Here is a 21,890-nt window from a genome sequence, read left to right as displayed (position 1 = left end):
CGGCCTTGTCACTCGCGATCGCCGCATGCGGTCCCGCGGCCCGCGAGGGTCGTCGCCGGCATCGTGACCGCGCTGCGGCGGCGATGCTTGAAGAACCGTAGCATTTCTTCGCTGGCGTCCGGTCCCAGGGGGTCGGCATAGGAGCCCGCCGCCCGTCCTCCCGACCAGGCATGGCCGCCCTCGGGGAGCGTCCAGTGCTCGCCACAGGCCACCCCTTCGCGCAGGTAGATTCGGCGCAAGCTCCGCCGGCCGTCTGCTGCGATGTGCTCATCGTCCTCACAAGCGCACGCAGGGCCGACCGAGGCCTCCATCACCTGGGTGGCATTGAGCGGGCTGACCACCGTGTCCTTGTCGCCGTGGAAGACGATGGTCGGCACGCCGCTCGAGGCGGTCGGCATGCGTTCGACCCCGCGCATCGCTGCAAGACCCGAAGACAGATCTGTGCCAGCCCGCGGTGCGAGGCCCGAATGCACACCGACGGCAGCGTAGATGTCGGGGAAGAGTTCACCGAGCAACGCGGCCAGTGCACCGCCGGCGGACAGGCCGGCCACATAGATACGCTCGGTGTCGACATCGAAGTCGCGCGCCACCTTCAGAGTCAGCGCAGCGATACGGGCTGCGTCGCCACGGCTGCGCGTCTGATGGGCGGCATCGAACCAGTTCCAACACCGCTGCGCGTTGTGACGTGCCAACTGGGCGGGATACAAGACCACGAACCCATGTCGCTGCGCCGCCTCATTCATCGCGGTGCCGGCAGCAAAGTCCGCCGGGTCCTGCCCCGCACCGTGCAGCATGACCAGCAAGGGCGCGCGACGGGGGCCAGCGCTCGCCGGAGCAAAGACGCTGTACTCGGCGTGGGTTTCGGTCATCAATGGCCCGATCGCCGCAGCCGAGGTCGCAGCGGGTGCCAGGAACGAGCAACTCATCTCCGACGCCATTTGGAAGAACACAAGAAACGGATTGAGAGTCTGGAGCGAATTCTGCATGCAGCCAATGTGTGTGCGCAGACTGGCGTGCGCCGTGGGCTGGGGGCCCGGGCAAGGGTAGGAGCACGGCCCGGGGGTTGGAATCTCTCAGCAGTCGCTCGATGCGGAAGTCCTAGGTCAAAGCCTGGATGCACCTAGACCGCTGACGGACGGGATTTGCCGATCCTACGGCGCCCCGGGCTCCGGGGCCACTGCGGTGCATGCGGCGCTCACGCTGATGGAGCTCCCGGTCCAGGTCGTGGACGTTGCGCCCTGGCGCGGTGACCATGAACGCGGGCGCTTGACCGCTGTGAACCCGATGCGTCAGGTCCCGGTGCTGCTGCTGCCGTCCGGCGAGATCATGACCGAGAGCGCCGCCATGCTGATCTGGCTCGCCGACCGCTACCCTGCGGCGGGTTTGGCGCCGAAGACGGATGATCCGGCACGTGGCCAGTTTCTCCGATGGATGACTTTCGTCTCGGCTGCGATCTACTCTCTTTATTGGGTACGCGACGAGCCCTCTCGTCTGGCGTCGAACCCGGAGGCGGAAGCGACGATCCTGGAGCGGACGGCCGAGCGAATCGCGCAATGCTGGCGGGAAATGGATGCACAGATGCCGCGCGGCCCTCTCTACCTGCTGGGCGACCGGCTGAGCGTGCTGGATCTCTACGTCGCCGTGGTGTCCCGGTGGCAACCCCGCCGTCTGCGTTTCTACCGGGAGGCGCCACGCATGGCCGAGGTGGTCCGACGCGTCGACGCCGAGCCCGGTCTGCTCGACCACTGGGCGGCCCGCTATCCCTTCGTGCCGCATTGGGAAAGCGAGGGCCCGTAGGAAGTCGCCCTTGCGATCGGCGGAGCCGCGCTATGGCGGCCCTTGCTTTCCGGAGTCAGGCGCGGGCGTCTGGCATACGCTCGCGGATTGGCTGTGGGCCATTCCAGATCGTCCAGCCATTCGACGGCCGACGGCTGGCGAGTTCCTTCTTCCCTCGCGAGGGCCTGAATGACAGCGACGTCGATACAGATAAGAACGGAAAACATTCCGATGAACCGTCAGACCGCGTCCCGCGTCGGCCGATGCCAACGGCTTCGACGGGGCCTGGCCTACAACGTCAGCCAGCCACAGTTGGAAGCAACGACTCCGACGTTGGTTGTGTCCCGCTGTACAAACTTGCTGCGTACGAACGCACCGGGCCCCCGCGCGTTCGACGCGGTCGAGGATGCTGCTCCCGTCGGGTCCGTCGTCGAACCCTCGAAATCCCGTCTCCAAAATGTACGAGTCCGCTCCGCAACATATCAGTAATAACTGAGCTTCACGAATCCGCCATATCAGTTCAAAGTGGCGTTTCAGATGGCAACCAAGGGGGACGCTCATGGATCTCGAGTACATCGTGGCTGGCGCGCTGATGGCCTTCATTGTCGCTTGCTGCCTCGCAGATCTTGGGAGGCGAACGCCCTCGTTCGAGGGTGCGATGAAAGAGCAACTCCGGCGCTCGTCGGACACGATTCGTGGGGCGCCTTTGGAGTAGCCACCGCCGCGCTGGCGATAGAGCCGATTCCCGGTTTCTGTCGCAATAGCGAGCGGCATTCCCACCGTGCGCCGACCGATCCGCCGGCGTCCCCGTCGACACGGTCTTATGCGGCTGGTGGCCGACGTGCTGGCGGCGGCGGCGAACCCTCCGGCGCGGGCTTCCGCTTGAAGACGCTCAGCTGGCCGTCCGCTTCGAGGCGCGCCACGCGCACATCCGCGAGCCGCTCAACGCCCGCCTGGCGCAGCTTGGCCTCGAGTTCGTCCATCGTGATCATTTCGCGCTGCATCGCCTTGCGACGCACACGGCCGTGGCGGATGAGGACTTCCGGCTGCGGCTCGAGCACCTTTGCGGCCCAGGCGAAACGATAGCTGAGCCAGTCGAGCGCAAAATTCCAGGCGATCAGCGTGGACAGCAGAACCAGGCCGTCGTTGATCGACTTGTATTCCCCCTGCATTGCGTTACTAGCCGCATCGGCGACGAGGACCACAAACAGCAAATCTACCACGCCCATTGAGCCGACGTCGCGCCGCAGCACGAAGCGAAAGACGATCAACAGGAACCAGTAGACCACGGTGCCGCGAACGATCATGTGCCAGACCGGAAACTCGTTGGCAAAGAGCTCGATCAGTTCGTTCATCCGGCGCTCCAGTTTGAGGTGCGTCCTTACGCCAACCGCTATAGATCTTCCGTCGCCCGGAAGCCCGCTTCACGCGGGCCCGAGGGCGTCAACACAACCTTGCGGCAGCCTTCCTCTGCTTTGTCGAAGATCTGGTAGCCCTTGGCGGCATCCTCGAGGGCCATGTGGTGCGTGATGATCAGCTCGGGATGAAGCTCGCCCGCTTGGATGTGCTCGAGCAGCCTGGGCATGAAGCGCTGCGCGTGCGTCTGCCCCATCTTGAAGGTCAGGCCCTTCTCGAAGGCGTCCCCAAACAGGAAGCCGTGAATCCAACCCGCGTAGACGCCCGGCACGCTCACGACCCCGCCCCGCCGCGTCGCGGCGATGGCCTGTCTCAGCGACTTTCCGCTCGAGCCTTCCATCTTGAGATCGGTCAAGACGGTCTCGATCGTGCTGCCTTTGGCCTCGAAGCCCACCGCATCGATAGAGGCGTCGACGCCACGGAAATCGGTGCTCTCGACAATTTGCGCGGCCGGGTCGTCGACATCCGCGAAGTTGATCGGCTCGGCGCCGTAGGTCGCACGCGCGAACTCCAGCCGGTAGGCGTGTTCGTCGACCATGAAGATGCGCTCGGCCCCCAGCAGCCGCGCCGAGGCCGCTGCCATCAGCCCCACGGGGCCAGCGCCGAAGATCGCCACCGTCGAGCCCGGGCCGATGTCGCCGTTGAGCGCCGCCTGATAGCCCGTGGGCAGGATGTCGGACAGGAACAGGACCTGCTCGTCAGCCAATCCGGCCGGAATCACGAGCGGGCCGACATTGGCCTTCGGTACCCGCACGAATTCGGCCTGCCCGCCCGCGTAGCCTCCGTACAGATGCGAATAGCCGAACAGGCCCGCACCCGAGCGCACGTTCTTCGTGTTGAGGATGGCTCCACGACCCGGATTGGTGTTCTCGCAAGCCGCGAAGAGCGTGCGGTTGCAGAAGAAGCACTCACCGCAGGCGATCGTGAAGGGCACCACGACCCGGTCGCCCTTCTTGATCGCAGTCACGCCCTTGCCGGTCTCCTCGACGATGCCCATGAATTCATGGCCAAGGATGTCGCCCGACTCCATGCCCGGGATCTTGCCGCGGAAGATGTGCAGATCCGAGCCGCAGATCGCCGTTGCGGTCACCCGCAGCACGATGTCGTCGTCCTGCTCGATCACCGGGTCGGGGACGGTTTCGACGCGGACATCCTTCGAGGAATGGTAGGTCAGGGCTTTCACGGTAGTCCTTTGAAAAGACGAGAGGGCAACGAGGTAGGTAACCAAGTCATTTCGCTTCGCACCGTGGTCGCGGGATGTAGGAAGTCGACCGTTGGCCGTGCGCGAGATTTCCTCGTCGGATTCAGGCATCGATGCTTTTTGGACAAAAGGTCGCGACCGCTTCCAGCTGCGAAGCTCGACATGCGCTCCAGCGACGGCCTTCGTGTGGTCCCCGGGCTCGGCGAAATTGCCGAGAGTTCTGACGCCAGACGGCTGCTAAGGCGGAGCCGACGTGGCCCTGATCTCGAAGGCGCTGGACGCGCTCGAAGCCCAGGCCGGCAAGCCGCCCGAGCCGGCGGCTGGGTGCCAGGCGCTGCGCCGACTGGATGCGCTGGCCAGGTTGAAGACCTGCGGCTGAACGGTTGCTGAACGACGCCAGCGATACGATCGCGGCCATGAGCCAGCTGCGGAACATCTCGGTCTTCGTAGACGAGCCGGTGCCCGGCCACTTTCACTGGGTCCTGCACGAAGGTTCGCCTTCCTCGGTCTGGATCGACATCGCCGACAGCGAGCAGTCCTACACCTCGTGGACCGAGGCATTTGAAGCGGGCATCGTGGAGCTCTACCGCATCGTGCAGGACAAGCGGTTCGGACCGCGCGCCCCTGGCGAGGACGAGAACGTCGATCCGATCGGCTCTTGAATCTCAAGACAAAAGGGACGGGTCACTTGAGCTGGGCGATCGGTGACTTAAGTCCGCAAACGCGGATTCACCGAGTCGCCATCTGTTCGCAAAAGCGAGCTGTTACGCAAAAAATAGATCATGGAACCGACGGCCCTTTCCGACGACGAACTTTTCCGAAACTGCCAAGAACTTCGTGTGCAAGCGACGGCAGGTGACCAGCACGCTATGCACGAAGCCCGCGTATTGGAAGCCGAAGCCCGACGCCGATTTCACGCGGCCACCACCATTGCCGCGCCACTCGCATCATTGCCTATAGGCCGGCGACCATGGTGGCGGTTTTGATAGCCACGTAGACCCGGGGCTCTACCGCCTGAACCGCTCTACCGGCATTGCGCCCTTCCGCCTCACCTTGATCCACCTAGATGCAGTCGTCGCGCTTGGCCACCAAGCCTTCCAGATTGAGGCCGATGACAGCGTCGTTGAAGATGCGCGGGATGTCTTCGTCGAACTGGCCGGCGGCCAACGCGTTGTCGGGGCTGGAGTCAGCGGTTCTGCGAGGAGCGCGATGCGCTGCAGGAGCGTGTGCTGGGTGATGTCGACCGATCCCATGGCCAACCATCATGTCGAACACGGCTTAGCCCACGGGGTCGCAATCCCCCCCCGGTACTGCAGGCGGTCAAAGTCGGAGCGGCCGATGTCGTCGAGCACGCAGATGCGCCCCTTCACATAGTGGCCGCGCTGCGGCCAAGCTCTTATCCACCTCCGGAAACCAACGAGTCGCATCGGCGCCGACCGGCGTCCGCAGCTTGCAATGGCCGTCCTCGAACATCGCCGGCAGGCGCCACCCGTCGTACCTGGATTCGCAAATCCAGCCGGGTGCCGTGAGTGGAAGGGGCCTGGAAGGGTCTGCTCGACGAGAAGCGTCAGCGGATAGTCATGGAGATCCATGTGGCGAACGTGGCCCGTCTGTAAGGCGCCGGCTGTCAGAAACAGGCGCGATTTTCTGAATGCGGCGCCGTCGAGAAAGCGTCGAATCTCCTCTCCGACGGGAGACTTACATGGCAGACGAGCCCCAGAAGACAGGACCGGAAGCGAATCGCGCTCTCAGAGCCTCACGAAGTCCGAAGCTGGACTGAGCAACCCTCGGAGTCGATGAAAAGGCGGGACGACCAAGGAGACGAAGACGACGATCCAGTGGGCTGCCCGCCAGTCCGCGACCCAGTGCGTGAGTCTCGCGCAGCGACGGAGGCCTCAGGTCTGCTCTGGCATTGCGAACGGCTCGACGAGAAGCTGGTCGACGTCGCTCACCTCTCAAGGACGAAGGGCACGTCGATGTAGAACTGTAACGCCAGCCCTGCCGACATAGCGCCGCTGTGTGCGAGGTCGAGAACACGTGCACGGCTCGCACTTGCATGCCGTAACTCGACAGACGGGCCGCACATCTCCTCGAACGGCAGTCCCATTCGACCGCACCAGCAGCCGAAGGACCTGGATCGCACAGGGCGGAGCCACGACGATGGCATTCTGAGCGAGGGTCCTCGGTCAGCGAAGGTGGGACCCCGTCGCTCAAGGCTACCCATGTACGTGCGTGCATAGCCTCTAGAGGCAACATTTTTTCTCATGGTGAGCTTGACGGACGCCGTTGTCACGAGGATCCATCACCGCTCAAGACCACCCACACGGTGCGCGCAAGTATCTTGGCGTCCAGCCAGAGCGACCACTCGGCCGCATAGCGGGCGTCGAGTGCAACCCGCTCCTCATAGGGTAGGCGATTTCGGCCACTCACCTGCCACAACCCTGTAACGCCGGGACGCATGCCGCAATAGTGCGCCCAGCGGGCGCCATACAGCCTGCGTTGGCGGACCATGCAGGGGCGAGGACCGACCAGGCTCATGTCGCCCTTCAACACGTTGAAGAACTGCGGCAGCTCGTCCAGGCTGAGTTTGCGGATCAGCCGACCCACGCGCGTGATGCGCGGATCGTTGTCGAGCTTTTGATACTCTTGCCACCTTGCGCGCGCGGCTGCATCGCGTGCCAGATGCCGCTCTAACAGCGCATCGCCGTCTTCCACCATTGAGCGGAATTTGTAGAACCGGAACGCGCGCCCATCCTTTCCCAGGCGGGTCTGCCAGAAATGGACCGCGCCTCTGCCTTCTATCCGCACTGCGACGGCCACCAACAAGTACAGTGGGCCGAACAGGAAGAAGAACATCAGCGCGCCGACGATGTCGACCGCACGTTTTGCAGCACGCTGTCCCTGTCCCAGGCAAAGAGGAACGAACGATTCACCGATGGCGCGCTGCGCTACACCGGGCCTGCGCCCGTCACCCACGAGGGTGCCGTTGAAGTCATCGGGGCGCATCATCTCTGCCGCCATGTCAACGCCAAAACGCCAACGCGCCCATCAAAAGTGCGCAAAAGATCAACATGCGCCAGTCCTTAGCCTCGCGCAAGTTGCGCTGCGCGCGCTGCAGTTCGAGCCTTTGGTGGACGCTCGGTCGCCCCCAGAAGTTCTCATCGTCGTCGTCCCGAAGGCGCGCCATGCTATGCCCTTAAAAGTGTGAACAAGGTGCATTGCGCGGCGAAATGAGGCAGAAAGTCGTAGGACTAAGCCGGTATCCCTTGCCCGAACGCATCACGGAGGTCGACGTAGTGCGGGATCGGACTGAAGACGCCTTCCGAATGAAGTCGAGAAAGATGCGAGGCAAGCGGCATGAGGGCGCGAGCTTGCAGGGTGAGACCGGGAAGTGTCGGGCCAGCCGTCGGCACGCCTCTGGACGCTAGAGGTGTTACAGAGCGTCAAACGGGTCCACCTTTTCCTCTTGTGAGGCGTTGCAAGAACGGCATCTCGCCACCTCTGGAAAAGCAACTGTGAGCATCAAACGTTCCGCATGCAAATTGGCTGCGACGGCTGCCTTGGTCGCCGGCTCCTTTTTGGCTGCTGCTTCGGCCGACGCCCAGGTAAATTGGTCCATCGGCATCGGCGCGCCTTTGTATTACGAAGCGCCGGCACCGGTCTACACGCCACCTCCGCCGGTCTACTATGAGCCACCCCCTCGCGTGTACTACAGTCCACCGCCGCCGGTGAATTACCGCCCTGCACCGGTGTACTACGGACCTCCGCCGGTCTACGACGGACCGGGACACAGGGGCGGCTATCGCCATCGGCATCACGAGCGTCGGGATTGGGGCGATCGCGACGACTGACACTGGCGCTCCTCAATCCGTTGCTGCAAGTAGGTGTGCCGGCATCGTCTACAAGGCGAGTACGTGCTGGCCGAGCAAACCAAGTGCATCGGCGTGAGAACGTTGACCGCGACAACTTCGGCGGCGGCATGAGCGTCACGGACAACTTCGCCCTCGAGGGTAGAGTCGCCCCGAGGCCCCCGGGAGCAACTCGCGATGAAGCCCGACCGGGCAATTCGCAGGGCCCGCTAGTGTAGTGCGCTCGAAATAGCGGAACTTAATCGATACGGCACACTCCGACCTCGACGGAGGTCGTCATGCGCATTGCCCCAAGGATCGAACTGGATGCTGCTGTTCAACGAGAGTTGACGGCATTGGCGCGGCGAGGCCGCGTCGAGGCCCGTGTGCAGCAACGCGCCAAGATTGTGTTGCTCGCCGCTGAGGGCTGGCAGAACAAGGACATCGCAGTGGAGGTCGATCTCGATCGGCGCCAGGTGGCCTTGTGGCGCCAGCGCTTCCTGGAAGGCGGGGTGGAGGCCCTGAAGCACGATGCTCCGCGCCCCGGGCGCATCCCCAGCGTGACCACCCCCGAATTTGAGTCGAGCATCGTGGACAAGACGCTTCACGAAAAGCCCATCGCGGCCACTCACTGGAGCACGCGCACGCTGGCCGCGCAGCTTGGTGTAGGTGCGACAACCATCCGCCGGGTGTGGAAGCGCAACGGCCTGAAGCCGCATCGCCAGAGCAGCTTCAAGCTCTCGCGGGATCCGCGCTTCGAGGACAAGCTGCTGGACGTCGTCGGGCTGTACTTGAATCCACCCGAGCGCGCCTTGGTTCTGAGCTGCGACGAGAAGAGCCAGATCCAGGCGCTCAACCGCACCCAGCCGGGCTTGCCGATGAAGAAAGGCCGCGCCGGCACCGTCACGCATGACTACAAGCGCCACGGCACGACCACACTGTTTGCCGCCTTGAACACCCTGGACGGCACCGTGATCTCGATGTGCCAACAGCAACACCGGCACGCGGAGTGGTTGCAGTTCCTGCGCCTGATCCAGCGCAAGACGCCCAAGCACCTGCAGCTGCACCTGATCGTGGACAACTACGGCACCCACACCCACCCCGACGTGCAGGCCTGGCTCGCCAAGCACCCGCGCTTCGTCATGCACTTCACGCCCACGAGCGCGTCGTGGTTGAACATGGTCGAGCGCTTCTTCCGCGACATCTCGGAAAACCGCATCCGACGAGACAGCTTCACCAGCGTGCCTGAGCTGGAATTGGCCATCGATCTGTACGTGGCCCACCACAACGCCAACCCCAAACCGTTCATCTGGACCAAGAGCGCGACCGACATCCTCGCCAAGGTTACGCGAGCTAAGGCGGCGCTGGCGCTGAATAGATAAGTACATATTTAGGTGGCGCATTGCACTAGGGCCGCTCCGACTGCAAGGTGCTGGTGACCTCGGGCTTCCCTCCGAATGGTCCAAAGATGCTCGCGCGCCGACCTCGCCATGGTCAGGGTGGGCATGGCCTGTTGGTATCGTGGGTACGCACGCGCGCAAACCCCGCAGGAACGGGGCCAATATGAGTTTGCCGAGGCGGCCAAGGCGAACGGCCTGTGGCGCGATCAGAGTTGGTTGCGCTTGGGAACGGCGCAAGGCTCAGCGCGCCGACGGCCAGCACTGACGCGCATCGTGCCCCAGCTTCCTCGACCAGCGTTAGCGGGGTCTTCGCCTATCGCGGACTGCCGAACGTCGAGGGCTCTATCAAGTTGGGACCCGAGCTACCGCGTTCAGTCCGTCAGCGGCCAGAAGTTGCAGATCTGTCCCCATTGTCCAAGGTCTTATAGGTCGCGGCCATCGAGGCTATCATCGCTAAAACGTCAGTTGCTCACCCAGCCCCACTTCGGCGGGGTTCGCTTTTTGGCGATTTCACTACTAGGCAGAAAGCATGCAAAGACCACCACGATGCAATGGACGCGAATGTCCATACGCGGGCCTCGGCACTATTCAGCTGAAGTAGCAGCATGAGGGTATTGGTCTGCGGGGGACGCGACGACGACTCGGCGTTCATCGTGAATGTGCTCGACCGAGTTCATGCGCGCCAGCCCGTCACGCTCCTGATCGAAGGCGGTGCGACGGGTGTAGACAATCTCGCGCGCCGATGGGCCATCGCACGACGTATCGAGGCTGCCACGTACCGCGCAAACTGGGATCGCTATCAGCACCGCGCTGTGCTTGTCAGAAACGCTCAAATGCTGCGCGAGGCTCGTCCGGAGCTCGTGGTCGCGTTCAAGGGTGGTCGCGGGACCGCGCACATGGTCACGATTGCTGCGGCAGCGCTCGTGCCCGTGTTGAAGACCTGGCGGCTCACGGATCAGGCAGGGCCAGATTGAACAACGTTCCCTCACCGCGCACCAAGGACTCGTCTGCTGGGCATTCGCTGACCTTCCCCGAGCTCCGCATCACAGGGCCTGGATCTGCTCCGTACACACTCGGGGAGCTCGTGTATTTCTATGATGGCGAGACACATGTCGGCACCATCCGGGCAGTGACCGTATCACCGGGTGGGCACGAGGTTCACCTGGACCGCTTCGTGCCTTCACCCAGCGCAACGCGGCATGGATCGGTGTCGAGGAAGATTGTGCTCGTTGAAGTAGTCTCATTCCTGGCTGAGAATTTCGCGACACTACCAACGATCAGGATCTCCTTGAACTCACCCATTGACAGTCACGACGACTTCTTCAAGGTCGCGAGGGACCGTGTCCAACTCCTGCATCAGATCGGTGCCCGACAGATCGACATTGTCCCCAGCTTAGCGCCGTCAAATCGGGGCAATTTCACGGTTACCGGGGTCTGGAAGCGCAACCCGCAAAGCCTCCTGGCTCTCAATGCAGCTCTACGCCACGAACGCGAAGCACACCGGTCTCGGAGGGCGGCGATGGGCACGTTCAGAGGCGGCCTAGCAAAACTCAGCGCACGAATCAGACGCCTACTTTCCGGCAGTCAGGAAGGGTCCCGTTAGGCACTTCGCGTACATCGCGATTCCACCCGAAGGCGGCAAGCCTTTTCATACCCGTTGGGCGGACGACCGCCGGTATCGAGATCTCCTCTCGGTGAGCGGGTTGCGGAAGCGTCTCTATCAGCGCCAACGGACCATGACGGCATTTGCGGCCAGCGCTCCACATCGAGGGACCCTAGGCAGTCGCCGCGATCGGCCCGGCGTCCCCAGTGGTGGCAGTTCCGGCGCGCCGACGGCGATCCGTGGGGCTGGGCTGTAAGCAATGAATACGAAGGGACCTCCGCAAGCCGACAAGTGCGAGTAATGCCACTATGACGTCGGCAGCCTGATCTGCGACGGCAGTCAAGACGCGATCACCGCGCGCTTACTCGATCCTTCATTCCCAAAGAGTTGTCTGATCCGTAATCAGGAACACCCCAATGACTCCGGTGGAAGAGGGCATGCATTGCAGGTGTCACTGGTGGTTCTTTGCAACATGTGGATTCCGTGGTGCAACGACTTCGACAACCATCACAAGATCTTGATGACGCCTGTCAACGGTGCGATTCCCGTCGTCTTCAGTATCTGGCAACAGGGAGACTACGTTCGCTATTCGGCGCCACGGCCTTTTCTACGCAAATGGAGATGTGGTGCCGGCAAATGGAACGGCGGGGGGCGACCGAAGTGTTGAGATTGTGGGTACCAGTATCTCCGATGCGGATCTTCGATTCTTCTAAGAAATCGAGATCCTTTTTACATAGCGCTCGAGGGTTAACTTCAACTCGCTATCGTCAGCGAGCATCAGGCGGCTCGCTATCAGTTCACCTGTCACACCGTGGAGCAGGCGTAGGCGCGCGGGCGAGGCGTCACGCCCCCGGGGCTCCCGCGGCGAGTGGGCTCAAGCAGTAAATCCCCTCTATCGTGACTGCACGGCCCCGTCGTCGACGGGGCCGCATTTCTGCGCAGGAAATGAACGGGTTCGCCGGCCGATTCCAGACGCTCCTTCAACTGCCGAACGGCCTGGGCAGACTCGGCCTCGATGCGGCTTCGAAGGCTCAGCCGGTTGAGTAGGGCAAACAGCAGATTGGGCGTCCGGTACTCGAACTCGCGGACGAAGTGCGTGCCAGTGGCCGTGGGCGCCAGCGAATAGCTGACGGCGCCCGACTCGCGGCCCTCGATGTTCCCGGCGATGCGCCAAAGCCGGTCCGGCTCGCGCGCGATGACGCGCCAAGTCACGCGCCCTCGGCGACCGGCAACCTGGAAGTCCTCGATCGCGGACTCGCCGATCTGGAGCGGGTGATCCACGGCGCCGCTAACGGCCAGGGACGAGGGATGCCACTCGGGCCAGTGGCCTGGGGTGGTGACATAGGCGAAGACCTCCGCCGGGCTGCGCGCGATATCGACGAACGAGACGATGCGGGTGCTGCCCAGTTCCACCGGCAAGAAGAGGGCGACAACCAACAGGGCGGCCGCGAAAACAGTCGCGATCGCCAGCTTCCAGGCGCGGTTCATGGGGTCACCTCATCATTCCCCTGCACTTTCCACAAACGGGATGGCAACCGTACTATTTGCGATCTTGCACGGAGAAGCAACATGCCCATCCAGCTGAACCACACCATCGTCAAGGCCCGCGATCCGCGCGCGTCCGCAGAATTGCTTGCTGAACTGCTCGGACGCGGTGCACCGGTCCGGTACGGCCCGTTCTTCGGTGTCGAGATCGACAACGGCGTCACGCTGGATTTCATGCAAGTCGACGGCGAGGTCGACTCGCAGCACTACGCCTTTCTCGTCAGCGAAAGGGAGTTCGACGAGATATTCGGCCGCATTCGCGCGCATGGGATCTCGTACTGGGCCGATCCGGGTAAGCGCCGGCCCGGCGAGATCAATCACGGCGACGGCGGCCGAGGCTTCTACTGGAACGACCCGGATGGCCACTTCCTCGAGATCCTCACCCGACCCTATGGCAGCGGCGGCTGAGCCGGGTGCCGCCGAAGCGGCCGCGTCCTCCAAGGGGGCCGCCGGCATCAAGCGATGGGTCGGACTTGGCGTTATCGCCGACGCGCCGGGCGGATGAAGGCGGCTACCCAGTAAGACCGTTCTCTGCACGGGGTTAACCTTCGGAAGCGACCTGTCCAACTCGGCGTTGGCCGGCGAAAATGGAAAGGCGCGACGATCTTGCCCAGCGGTGGTCCGCTCCGGCGGCTGGTGGAAGGGTGAGGCCTTCAGAGATGCCATCGAAATCTACGACGATCCCGCGGACCTGCTGTCGAAGCGGCCGCAGGAGTGGCTTCGCCCTTGATGAATGGCGATGAGGGGGCCGGACGCTGATGCCGCGTCCTCTTGCAACACCGGCGCAACTGCTTGACTACCTTAATGACACCGTCGTCCTGGTGTGCCTCTCGAGAACTGTCCGTGGCGCTGGCGACCGCGCTGGTCGCCTGATAAGGTGATCGAGGTGCTCGGCAGCAGCAATCGCGCTTTGCCACACTGCTCATCGGCGCCGGGATCCTCGACCTCTCGGACCGGTGGAATGCCCGTGTTGGCCAGCTCTGGTTCGTCGCCTTCGTGATCGGACTGCGCACTACGAGGAGCGCCACAGCTGAGCCGGAACGACGCAGGTCAGCGCATCGGCCACCCTGATGTCGTGGACGCTGCGCACCGGCGGTGTGAGCGGTGGTGGCGCGGCCCCAGGTCAAGCAGGAATATCCAGAAGCCCGCATTGCGTTTGCCCTTTGCGCTCGAGCCCACGCGGTAAGCCGCTGCAATCGAGGCTGCGGATGCAGGCCATTGCACGAGGTCTAAAGGCTTCACGATTGATGTTGCCGCTGCCCGGGGCGCGGGCGGCGTTTGCCTGTTGAAATGCGGACGCTGAAGTGTGCGTTTCCGGGCCCGGGGGCATGGTCATCCCGCCAGCGCAGGTCGCGTAGGCCATGGGCTTGCCTCGCCACGCCGCACGCCGCAGCGCTCCGGTGAAAGTCACCGCGCGTCCTCGTAGTTGCGGCCGCGACCGACAAGCCGGCGTGCACAAGCGATGCAATGATTCGCAACCAACAGCCCGCAGCCACAGAGGTCGCACCATGAACATTCCCCGAACCGACGATGCAGGCCCAGCGCAGGACGCCTTCGTGCGAGTGCGAGGTGCGCGCGAACACAACCTGAAAAGCGTCAATGTAGACCTGCCGCGAAACGCCTTGGTCGTGTTCAGCGGCGTGTCCGGTTCCGGGAAATCCTCGCTCGCCTTCGGCACGCTGTACGCGGAAGCGCAGCGGCGCTATCTCGAATCGGTGGCGCCGTATGCGCGCCGCTTGATCGACCAGGCCGGCGTGCCGGAATTCGACGCGATCACCGGCCTGCCGCCCGCTGTGGCCTTGCAGCAGCAGCGCGGCACACCCAGCAGCCGCTCGTCGGTCGGGAGCGTGACGACGATTTCCAGTTCGTTGCGCATGCTCTATTCCCGCGCCGGCACCTATCCTGCGCGCCAGCCGATGCTCTTCGCGGAAGACTTCTCGCCCAATACGGTGCAGGGCGCCTGCCCCACCTGCCACGGGCTGGGACTGACCTACGAAGTGACGGAGCGTTCGATGGTGCCGGACGACTCGCTCACCATCCGCCAACGCGCCATCGCGGCATGGCCACCCGCCTGGCACGGCCAGAACCTGCGCGACATCCTCGTGACCCTGGGTCACGACGTCGACACGTCGTGGCGCGACCTTCCGAAGAAGGTGCGCCACTGGATTCTCTTCACCGAGGAGCAGCCCACGGTCCCGGTGTATGCCGGGTTCACGCCTGCCGAGACGCGGGCCGCACTGCGCAAACGGCTGGAGCCCAGCTACCAGGGCACGTTCACCGGCGCGCGGCGCTACGTGCTCCACACCTTCGCCACGACCCGCAGCGACCTCATGAAAAAGCGCGTGGCGCGGTTCATGGCGCCGAGCGTCTGCCCGGGCTGCGACGGGCGGCGGCTGAAGCGCGAGGCCCTGTCCGTGAGCTTCGCGGGATATGACATCGGCACGCTGTCGCAGCTGCCGCTCGCCGAACTGGCGCGCGTGCTGGCGCCGGCGGCGCGCGGCGCCTTGTCCCAAGGCGCCGATGCGAAGGTCCTGAGCCGTGCTGCGGCGAAGCGCGGCACGGCCAAGCGCGTCGCGGCCGGCGGATCAGCCCATCTTGCCGCCCCCGACGTGCGCCGTACGCCGGCTCTCTCCGAGGAAAAACGCATTGCAGCCCAACGCATCGCCCACGACGTCCTCGAACGCGTCACGACGCTGCTCGAGCTCGGGCTCGGCTACCTCTCGCTCGACCGGGTCACGCCGACGCTGTCGCCAGGCGAACTCCAGCGAATGCGGCTGGCCACCCAGATCCGCTCGAACCTGTTCGGCGTGGTCTATGTACTCGACGAGCCCTCTGCTGGCCTGCACCCGGCCGACAGCGAAGCCCTGCTGGCGGCGCTGGTCCAGCTCCAGCGCGCCGGCAACTCGCTGTTCGTCGTGGAGCACGATCTTGACATCATGCGGCGCGCCGACTGGCTCGTCGATGTCGGCCCAGACGCGGGGGAAAAAGGAGGCCGGATCCTGTTCAGCGGCCCGCCCGAGGGCCTGCGCGCGGTCAGGGACTCGCACACGGCGCGCTACCTGTTCGCCACGGATGCTTTGCCGGCGCGTAGAGCGCGGGAGCCGAGCGGCCGGCTCACGCTCGCCCATGTGAACTGCAACAACCTGCGCCAGCTCGACATCGGATTTCCGCTCGGTGTCCTCACGGCCGTCACCGGGGTCTCGGGTTCCGGCAAATCGAGCCTGGTCACGCGGGCGCTGACGGAACTCATCTCGGCGCACCTGGGTCACGACGCGCCTCGGGACGGCGAAGAGCTCGACCTTGAACCCACAGCAATGGACCGGGTGACGGGGCACATCGTCAGTGGCGCGGAGTCGCTGCGCCGGCTGGTGCACGTCGACCAGAAGCCGATCGGTCGCACGCCACGGTCGAACCTCGCGACCTATACCGGCCTTTTCGATCCTGTTCGCAAGCTGTTCGCCGCGACCCCCTCGGCGCGGGCGCGGCGCTTCGATGCCGGCCGGTTCTCGTTCAACGTGGCCAAGGGGCGCTGTGACACCTGCGAGGGCGAGGGCTTCGTCAGCGTGGAACTGTTGTTCATGCCCAGCGTCTATGCACCCTGCCCGACCTGCCACGGCGCACGTTACAACGACAAGACCCTGGCCATCCGCTGGCGCGGGAAGAACATCGCCGAGGTTCTCGGAATGACCGTCGAGGAGGCCGTCGATTTCTTCGCCGAGGAGCCGGCGGTGGAGCGGCCGCTTCGCCTCCTACAGGCAATCGGCCTCGGGTACCTGCGCCTGGGCCAGCCCGCCACCGAGCTTTCAGGCGGCGAGGCCCAGCGCATCAAGCTCGCCACCGAACTGCAGCGCGCGCAGCGCGGCAAAGGACTCTATGTGCTCGACGAACCCACCACAGGCCTGCACCCCGCCGATGTCGACAAGCTCATGACGCAGCTCAACGGCCTGGTCGATGCGGGCAATTCGGTGATCGTGGTCGAGCACGACATGCGCGTGGTGGCGCAATGCGATTGGGTCATCGACATGGGACCGGGCGCAGGGCAGGACGGTGGCCGCGTCGTGGCGGCCGGGTCGCCTGCACAGGTGGCGGCTGCAGCGGGAAGCCTCACGGCGCGCTACCTCGCCCCCTTCGTGAATGCGTCGACCCGCGCATCGCCCTGAGCGCGCCGCTGCGAGGTGGACTCGGCCTCGGTGCGGCGCAGGCCGCTTGGCGCGTGTCGGCTGGCCGGCAGTTCTACAGCGAGCTGGTGTGCCAGATAGCGCAATGGACCGGGCAGACGGGACAGTGCAGGCGAAGGACGCCGGATGTTGTGCCACACGATCGGCCAGACGCTGGGAGCGCTGTCACAACCAACCCGGGGCAATGGATGTCGTCCGGCACCACATTGCGCCCACCGCCCACTCACGTTCAGCGCTCGGGGGGCACGATCTTCAATCGTCGATCGGGAAATGCCTGGTCCAAACCTACAGGAGTTCGAGATGGCAGACGATCCGAAGAAGACCGGTCTCGACCGGAAGCTGATTTCCTGGTCCGAGCCTCATGAGGTTCAAAGCTGGACCCACTCGCTGGGGTGCACCGCCGAGGAGCTCAAGGAGGCAGTACATGCCGTGGGCAACAGTGCCGAAGCCGTGCGCGCGTACCTCAAGAAAAAATAGACCAACAGAGGACGCTATGCCCCGTCTTCCACGGGCGTTCGAGGACGACAAGGCGCGATTGATCGCGTCGCTACGACACGACGCAAAGCTGGCCAGCACTGCTGGTGCGGAGCGGCCTACGTCGCGCGCGGGGGCGACCTCCAGGGGCCGTGCCGCCACCAAAACCGCTACCAAGAAGACGGCGGCCCGGTCGACGTCGAAGACGTCATGATGATTCTTCTGGCGCTTTTCGGGGCGTGGCAACGGCTACAAACGTACCGGCGCACCGGGGGGCTGGGCTCGTGAGCTCGAAGTCACCCCGGCGTGCTCACCTCGAGGCGGGCGCCGAAATCGAGCGCACGTGCCTGGAGTTTGTCGAAGCAATGGCCAACGTCGCCGAACCACCGACTGGGCCTTCACAGATACTTTCGCGCTTCGGACTGCGCAAGCGAGCCAAACGCGTTCGAACGGCGAGCGCGCCGCTCGACGCGGCGAGGCGTGCCTTGTAGATTTCGGCATGGCCCACGAACCTCGCCTGGATCCGCTCGAGAAATACTGGTCGAAGCGCGACTTCGCGGTCACCTCCGAGCCTCGGGGCGAGCACGCGCCCCGCAAGGGCAAGGCACTTTCTTTCGTCATCCAGAAGCACGCAGCCAGCCGGCTGCACTACGACTTCCGCCTTGAACTGGACGGGGTCCTGCTCTCCTGGGCGGTGCCAAAGGGGCCGAGCTTCGACCCCGCCGACAAGCGCATGGCGATCCATGTCGAGGATCACCCCCTGTCCTATGGATCGTTCGAAGGCACAATTCCGCCCAAGCAATACGGCGCCGGCTCGGTCCTCGTCTGGGATAACGGGACCTGGGAGCCCGAGGGCGATCCGCGGGAAGGCCTGAAGAAGGGCAAGCTGCTCTTCCACCTCCACGGCCAAAAGTTGGCCGGCTTGTGGGAACTGGTCAAGATCGCCAAGGGGGGCGAGAAGCAGGAGCCCTGGATCCTGTTCAAGAAGCGTGACGCGTTTGCGCGACCGAAGGCGGACTACGACGTCGTCTCGGCCCTTCCCGACAGTGTGATCGCCAAGCCGCTTCGTCCGGCAACTTCCGATTCCAAGCGCGCCGCAGCGCGCACCGCGAGGCACGCCAGCGGCACGGACGCCAGCGTGCCGGGCGCCGTCAAGGCGCCCCTCCCCGCCAAGATGAGTCCTCAGCTTGCGACCCTGGCCACCGGCGTCCCGGCGGCCGGGCAGTGGCTCTACGAGATCAAGTTCGATGGCTACCGGATCATGACCCGCATCGAGAAGGGCAAGGCAGCGCTCGTGACGCGCGGCGGCCACGACTGGTCGGCCAAGATGCCCGGCCTGGTGCGCGAGCTGGAAGGCCTGGGGCTCGGGTCGAGCTGGCTGGACGGCGAGATCGTGGTGCTCAACGACAAAGGCCTGCCCAGCTTCAACGCCTTGCAGAAGGCCTTCGACAGCGGCGCAGGCAACGCGCAGATCGTCTACTTCGTGTTCGATATGCCCTACTTCGAAGGTTACGACCTGCGCGAAGCGCCGCTGGTGTCGCGCCGGCAGCTTCTGAAGGCACTGCTCGACGAGCAGGCGACGGACCACGTCCGCTTCAGCGCGGCGTTCGAGGCCGATGCGGCGTCGGTGCTGAGTTCGGCCTGCCGCATGAACCTCGAGGGCGTGATTGCCAAGCGCGCCGACGCGCCCTACGCCTCGCGGCGCACGGAGACCTGGCTCAAGCTGAAGTGCCAGCAGCGCCAGGAGTTCGTGGTCGCCGGCTACACCGATCGCTCAGACGGCTCCCCGCAGATCGGCAGCCTGCTGCTCGGCGTGCACGCGCCGGACGGCACGCTGGTGTCGGTGGGGAGCGTCGGTACCGGATGGGACTCGGACGAGGCCGCGGCGTTGAAGCGCAAGCTCGCCAAGATCGAGGTCGCCAAGGCGCCCTTCCCTGCCGGCGCGGGCAAGCCCGGCCGGTGGTCAAAGCGCACCCCAGGCAGCGAGCGCTGGGTGGCGCCGCGAATGGTCGCCGAGGTGGCCTTCGCCGAGTGGACGCCGGACGGGCAGATCCGGCATGCGTCCTATGTTTCCCTGCGCACCGACAAGCCGGCCCAGGCGATTGTGCGCGAGACGGCCCAGACTCTCGCGGATGCCGGCCCCGTGAAGACGGCAGGCAAGACAGCCACCGGGGGCATCAAGGTGAGCAACGCCGAGCGCGTGATCGACCCCGCCTCGGGCCTCACCAAGCTCGACCTGGTGCGCTACTACGAGTCGGTGGCGCACTGGATCCTCCCGCACCTGAAGAGCCGCCCATGCTCGCTGGTGCGCGGCCCGACCGGCGTGACGGGCGAGCTCTTCTTCCAGAAGCACGACGAGAAGATCAGCATCCCCGGCATCAAGGAACTGGACCCCGGGCTGTGGCCGGGGCACGGCGCGCTGCTCGAGGTCGGGACCGCGCAGGCGCTGGCCTCGGCGGCGCAGATGAACGTCATCGAATTCCACACCTGGAACTCCACGGCCAAGAACATCGACAAGCCGGATCGCATGATCTTCGACCTCGACCCCGGAGAAGGCACGTCCTGGCAGCACATCCAGGAGGCGGCGATCTTGGTGCGCACGCTGTTGTCGGAGCTGGGCCTCCAGGCCTGGTTGAAGACCAGTGGCGGCAAGGGCCTCCACGTGGTGGTGCCGATCGCGCCGCGCTTCGGCTACGAGGCGGTCAAGGGCTTCTCGCAGGCGGTGGTCCAGCATCTCGCGCGCACCATCCCCGCACGTTTCGTGGCCAGGAGCGGTCCCTCGAATCGGGTCGGCAAGCTGTTCGTCGACTTCCTGCGCAACGGGCACGGCGCCACCACCGCGGTGGCGTTTTCTGCCCGGGCGCGTCCCGGGCTCGGCGTGTCGATGCCGGTGGCCTGGGATGACCTGCCCAAGCTGAAGGGCGGTGCACAGTGGACCATCGCCACCGCGCGCGAGCACCTGTCGTTTCAGACGACAGACCCATGGGCCGACTATTGGACCGCTCGGCAGCCGCTGGCTGCCGCGATGAAGATCATCGGATTCGCGCCGGCAAAGTAGCGAGGGCGCTTACCGCACAGGAGCGGCGGCTCAGCCACCGTGGCAAGACGCCGGCAGACCGTCTCGTTGCTATGCTGGGGGAGCGACCTCGTTGTCGACGATTGTGTTTTTTGCGGCAATCGCCGGGATCCCGGCCCGCGAACATCGTCAGTCGTGAAGATCGACCCAGGCGGGCGCATGGTCGCTCGCGCCTTCCATGCCGCGCGCCGCCCGGTCGACGCCGGCGCGCTCCATCCGTTTCGCGACTTCCGGGCTTAGCAACAGATGGTCGATGCGCATGCCCGCGTCGCGCGGCCAACGGTTGCGCAGATAGCTCCAGAACGTGTAGAGCGGCTGCTCGGGCGATTGACGGTGCAGCGCATCGGTCCAGCCGTCATCGAGCAGTTCCCGGTACGCGGCACGCGGTGCCGGTTGCAGCAGTGCGTTGTCCTTGAAGGACCGGGTGGCATAGATGTCGGCATCGCTTGGCACCACGTTGTAGTCGCCAGCCAGGACCACCGGATGTCCCGAGGCACGCAGCTGCGCGGCATGCGCGTTGAAACGGCCAAACCAGTCGCGCTTGTAGTCGAACTTGGGGCCCGGCTGCGGATTGCCATTGGGCATGTAGAGGCAGCCGATCACGAGGCCGCGGACGGCGGCCTCCAGGTAGCGGGCCTGCTTGTCGGCGGCGTCGCCGGGCAGGCGCCGGCGGATCTCGAGCGGCGGTGCGCCCTTCGCCAGGATGGCCACGCCGTTCCAGCTCTTCTGGCCATGGACCAGCGCGTGGTAGCCCATGGCCTCGATCTCCCCGGTGGGGAACTCGGCTTCGCTGCACTTGAGCTCCTGCAGGCACACGACGTCGGGCGCGATCACATCGAGCCAGGCGCGCAGCGGCGCGATTCGCTTCCGAATGTCGTTGATGTTGTAGGTCGCGATCCGCACCGGCCAGCTTTCAGGGACGAGGCGGCATCGCGAGCACCTGTGCGGTCCACGCCATCCAGACATCGTAGTCGAACAGGATGGGCCGGCGCCGCGAGGTCGACCGACTGCCGCGGGCTTTGCGGGTGCCGTGGCGCGCCGGCGGTGAGACGGACACCAAGTGAAGTTGCGCCGGCGCCCTTCGCTTCGACTTCACGCCGGTACTGGAAGCAGACATGACAAAGACCTTTCAAGTGGACGTGCGGCGTGTACGTGGATGGGTTGTATTGAAGAGCTCCACTGTTTGTAGATGGTGCGCCCGGCACGACGGCTAGGCCAAGACGCCCTTGACTTGTAGGGGTGCAATAGAGCAGTCCTCGCGGACCTCGACCGGGGTCTGCTTCCGCCCGGTCGAGCCGCTGCGGAGGGCCCCACACCTCTCGAGAAAAAATACTCAAACGAAAGTAGTACATGTAACTACAATCGGTTACTGA

The 21,890-nt window shown here is 64.7% G+C and carries 18 protein-coding genes; 9 read left to right on the top strand and 9 right to left on the bottom strand.

All coding sequences use genetic code 11. The annotated features are described in order from the left end of the window. Window positions 1-8 precede the first annotated feature (8 nt). Window positions 9-986: an extracellular catalytic domain type 1 short-chain-length polyhydroxyalkanoate depolymerase gene (locus QTI17_RS33835; RefSeq protein WP_286538488.1), complete on the bottom strand. Its 978-nt coding sequence runs from the start codon at window positions 984-986 to the stop codon at window positions 9-11. A gap of 82 nt (window positions 987-1,068) precedes the next feature. Between QTI17_RS33835 and QTI17_RS33830 the strand changes: the two genes are divergently transcribed. Further along, window positions 1,069-1,797, top strand: a complete 729-nt coding sequence (locus QTI17_RS33830) for a glutathione S-transferase family protein (RefSeq protein ID WP_353506755.1) — start codon at window positions 1,069-1,071, stop codon at window positions 1,795-1,797. Between the two features lie 800 nt (window positions 1,798-2,597). Here QTI17_RS33830 and QTI17_RS33825 read toward each other — a convergent pair. Together QTI17_RS33825 and QTI17_RS33820 are read right to left on the bottom strand one after the other, a co-directional pair. Continuing rightward, entirely contained in the window at window positions 2,598-3,131 is a 534-nt protein-coding gene (locus QTI17_RS33825) for a DUF421 domain-containing protein (RefSeq protein ID WP_286538487.1), read from the bottom strand. Window positions 3,132-3,169: 38 nt separating this feature from the next. After that, the gene (locus QTI17_RS33820; RefSeq protein ID WP_286538483.1) at window positions 3,170-4,375 is read right to left on the bottom strand and encodes a zinc-dependent alcohol dehydrogenase; all 1,206 of its coding nucleotides are present in this window, start codon (window positions 4,373-4,375) and stop codon (window positions 3,170-3,172) included. 271 nt (window positions 4,376-4,646) lie between these two features. On the opposite strand from QTI17_RS33820, the gene QTI17_RS33815 reads away from it, so the two are divergent. Both QTI17_RS33815 and QTI17_RS33810 read left to right on the top strand, forming a co-directional pair. Then, the gene (locus QTI17_RS33815) at window positions 4,647-4,772 is read left to right on the top strand and encodes a hypothetical protein (protein ID WP_286538482.1); all 126 of its coding nucleotides are present in this window, start codon (window positions 4,647-4,649) and stop codon (window positions 4,770-4,772) included. Between the two features lie 4 nt (window positions 4,773-4,776). After that, entirely contained in the window at window positions 4,777-5,055 is a 279-nt protein-coding gene (locus QTI17_RS33810) for a hypothetical protein (RefSeq protein WP_286538479.1), read from the top strand. A gap of 400 nt (window positions 5,056-5,455) precedes the next feature. Here QTI17_RS33810 and QTI17_RS33805 read toward each other — a convergent pair whose 3' ends face one another. From QTI17_RS33805 to QTI17_RS33795, 3 genes are all read right to left on the bottom strand, one after another. Next, window positions 5,456-5,668, bottom strand: coding sequence for a hypothetical protein (locus QTI17_RS33805; protein ID WP_286538478.1), 213 nt, complete (start codon window positions 5,666-5,668; stop codon window positions 5,456-5,458). A 1,014-nt stretch (window positions 5,669-6,682) separates the two neighbouring features. Further along, entirely contained in the window at window positions 6,683-7,414 is a 732-nt protein-coding gene (locus tag QTI17_RS33800) for a sugar transferase (RefSeq protein ID WP_286538476.1), read from the bottom strand. A 412-nt stretch (window positions 7,415-7,826) separates the two neighbouring features. Then, window positions 7,827-8,018: a hypothetical protein gene (locus QTI17_RS33795; protein ID WP_286538507.1), complete on the bottom strand. Its 192-nt coding sequence runs from the start codon at window positions 8,016-8,018 to the stop codon at window positions 7,827-7,829. A 522-nt stretch (window positions 8,019-8,540) separates the two neighbouring features. On the opposite strand from QTI17_RS33795, the gene QTI17_RS33785 reads away from it, so the two are divergent. Together QTI17_RS33785 and QTI17_RS33775 are read left to right on the top strand one after the other, a co-directional pair. Continuing rightward, entirely contained in the window at window positions 8,541-9,623 is a 1,083-nt protein-coding gene (locus tag QTI17_RS33785) for an IS630 family transposase (RefSeq protein WP_286538474.1), read from the top strand. Window positions 9,624-10,246: 623 nt separating this feature from the next. Next, a complete protein-coding gene (locus QTI17_RS33775; protein WP_286538473.1) occupies window positions 10,247-10,615 on the top strand; it encodes a DUF2493 domain-containing protein in 369 nt (122 codons plus the stop codon). A gap of 1,433 nt (window positions 10,616-12,048) precedes the next feature. On the opposite strand, the gene QTI17_RS33770 is transcribed toward QTI17_RS33775, so the two are convergent. Then, window positions 12,049-12,732 carry an SRPBCC family protein gene (locus QTI17_RS33770; RefSeq protein ID WP_286538470.1) on the bottom strand — a complete coding sequence of 228 codons (684 nt, stop codon included), beginning with the start codon at window positions 12,730-12,732 and terminating at the stop codon, window positions 12,049-12,051. Between the two features lie 81 nt (window positions 12,733-12,813). Between QTI17_RS33770 and QTI17_RS33765 the strand changes: the two genes are divergently transcribed. After that, window positions 12,814-13,197, top strand: coding sequence for a VOC family protein (locus QTI17_RS33765; protein WP_286538469.1), 384 nt, complete (start codon window positions 12,814-12,816; stop codon window positions 13,195-13,197). A 715-nt stretch (window positions 13,198-13,912) separates the two neighbouring features. Here the strand turns inward: QTI17_RS33765 and QTI17_RS33755 are convergent. Next, complete coding sequence (locus QTI17_RS33755; protein ID WP_286538467.1) at window positions 13,913-14,152, bottom strand: hypothetical protein; 240 nt, start codon at window positions 14,150-14,152, stop codon at window positions 13,913-13,915. Window positions 14,153-14,297: 145 nt separating this feature from the next. Between QTI17_RS33755 and QTI17_RS33750 the strand changes: the two genes are divergently transcribed. From QTI17_RS33750 to ligD, 3 genes are all read left to right on the top strand, one after another. Further along, window positions 14,298-16,949: an excinuclease ABC subunit UvrA gene (locus tag QTI17_RS33750; RefSeq protein ID WP_286538503.1), complete on the top strand. Its 2,652-nt coding sequence runs from the start codon at window positions 14,298-14,300 to the stop codon at window positions 16,947-16,949. 318 nt (window positions 16,950-17,267) lie between these two features. After that, window positions 17,268-17,444 (top strand): DUF3606 domain-containing protein, encoded by a 177-nt coding sequence (locus QTI17_RS33745; RefSeq protein WP_286538466.1) that lies wholly within the window; start codon window positions 17,268-17,270, stop codon window positions 17,442-17,444. Window positions 17,445-17,940: 496 nt separating this feature from the next. Beyond that, the gene (gene ligD, locus QTI17_RS33740) at window positions 17,941-20,499 is read left to right on the top strand and encodes a DNA ligase D (protein ID WP_286538464.1); all 2,559 of its coding nucleotides are present in this window, start codon (window positions 17,941-17,943) and stop codon (window positions 20,497-20,499) included. A gap of 147 nt (window positions 20,500-20,646) precedes the next feature. Here ligD and QTI17_RS33735 read toward each other — a convergent pair whose 3' ends face one another. After that, window positions 20,647-21,420 carry an exodeoxyribonuclease III gene (locus QTI17_RS33735; protein WP_286538462.1) on the bottom strand — a complete coding sequence of 258 codons (774 nt, stop codon included), beginning with the start codon at window positions 21,418-21,420 and terminating at the stop codon, window positions 20,647-20,649. Window positions 21,421-21,890: the final 470 nt, after the last annotated feature.

Source organism: Variovorax sp. J31P179 (assembly GCF_030316985.1).
GTDB classification, from domain to species: Bacteria; Pseudomonadota; Gammaproteobacteria; order Burkholderiales; family Burkholderiaceae_C; genus Variovorax; species Variovorax ginsengisoli_B.
Note: the sequence above shows the minus strand (reverse complement) of the source record. Positions and strands in the feature narration are given on the sequence as shown.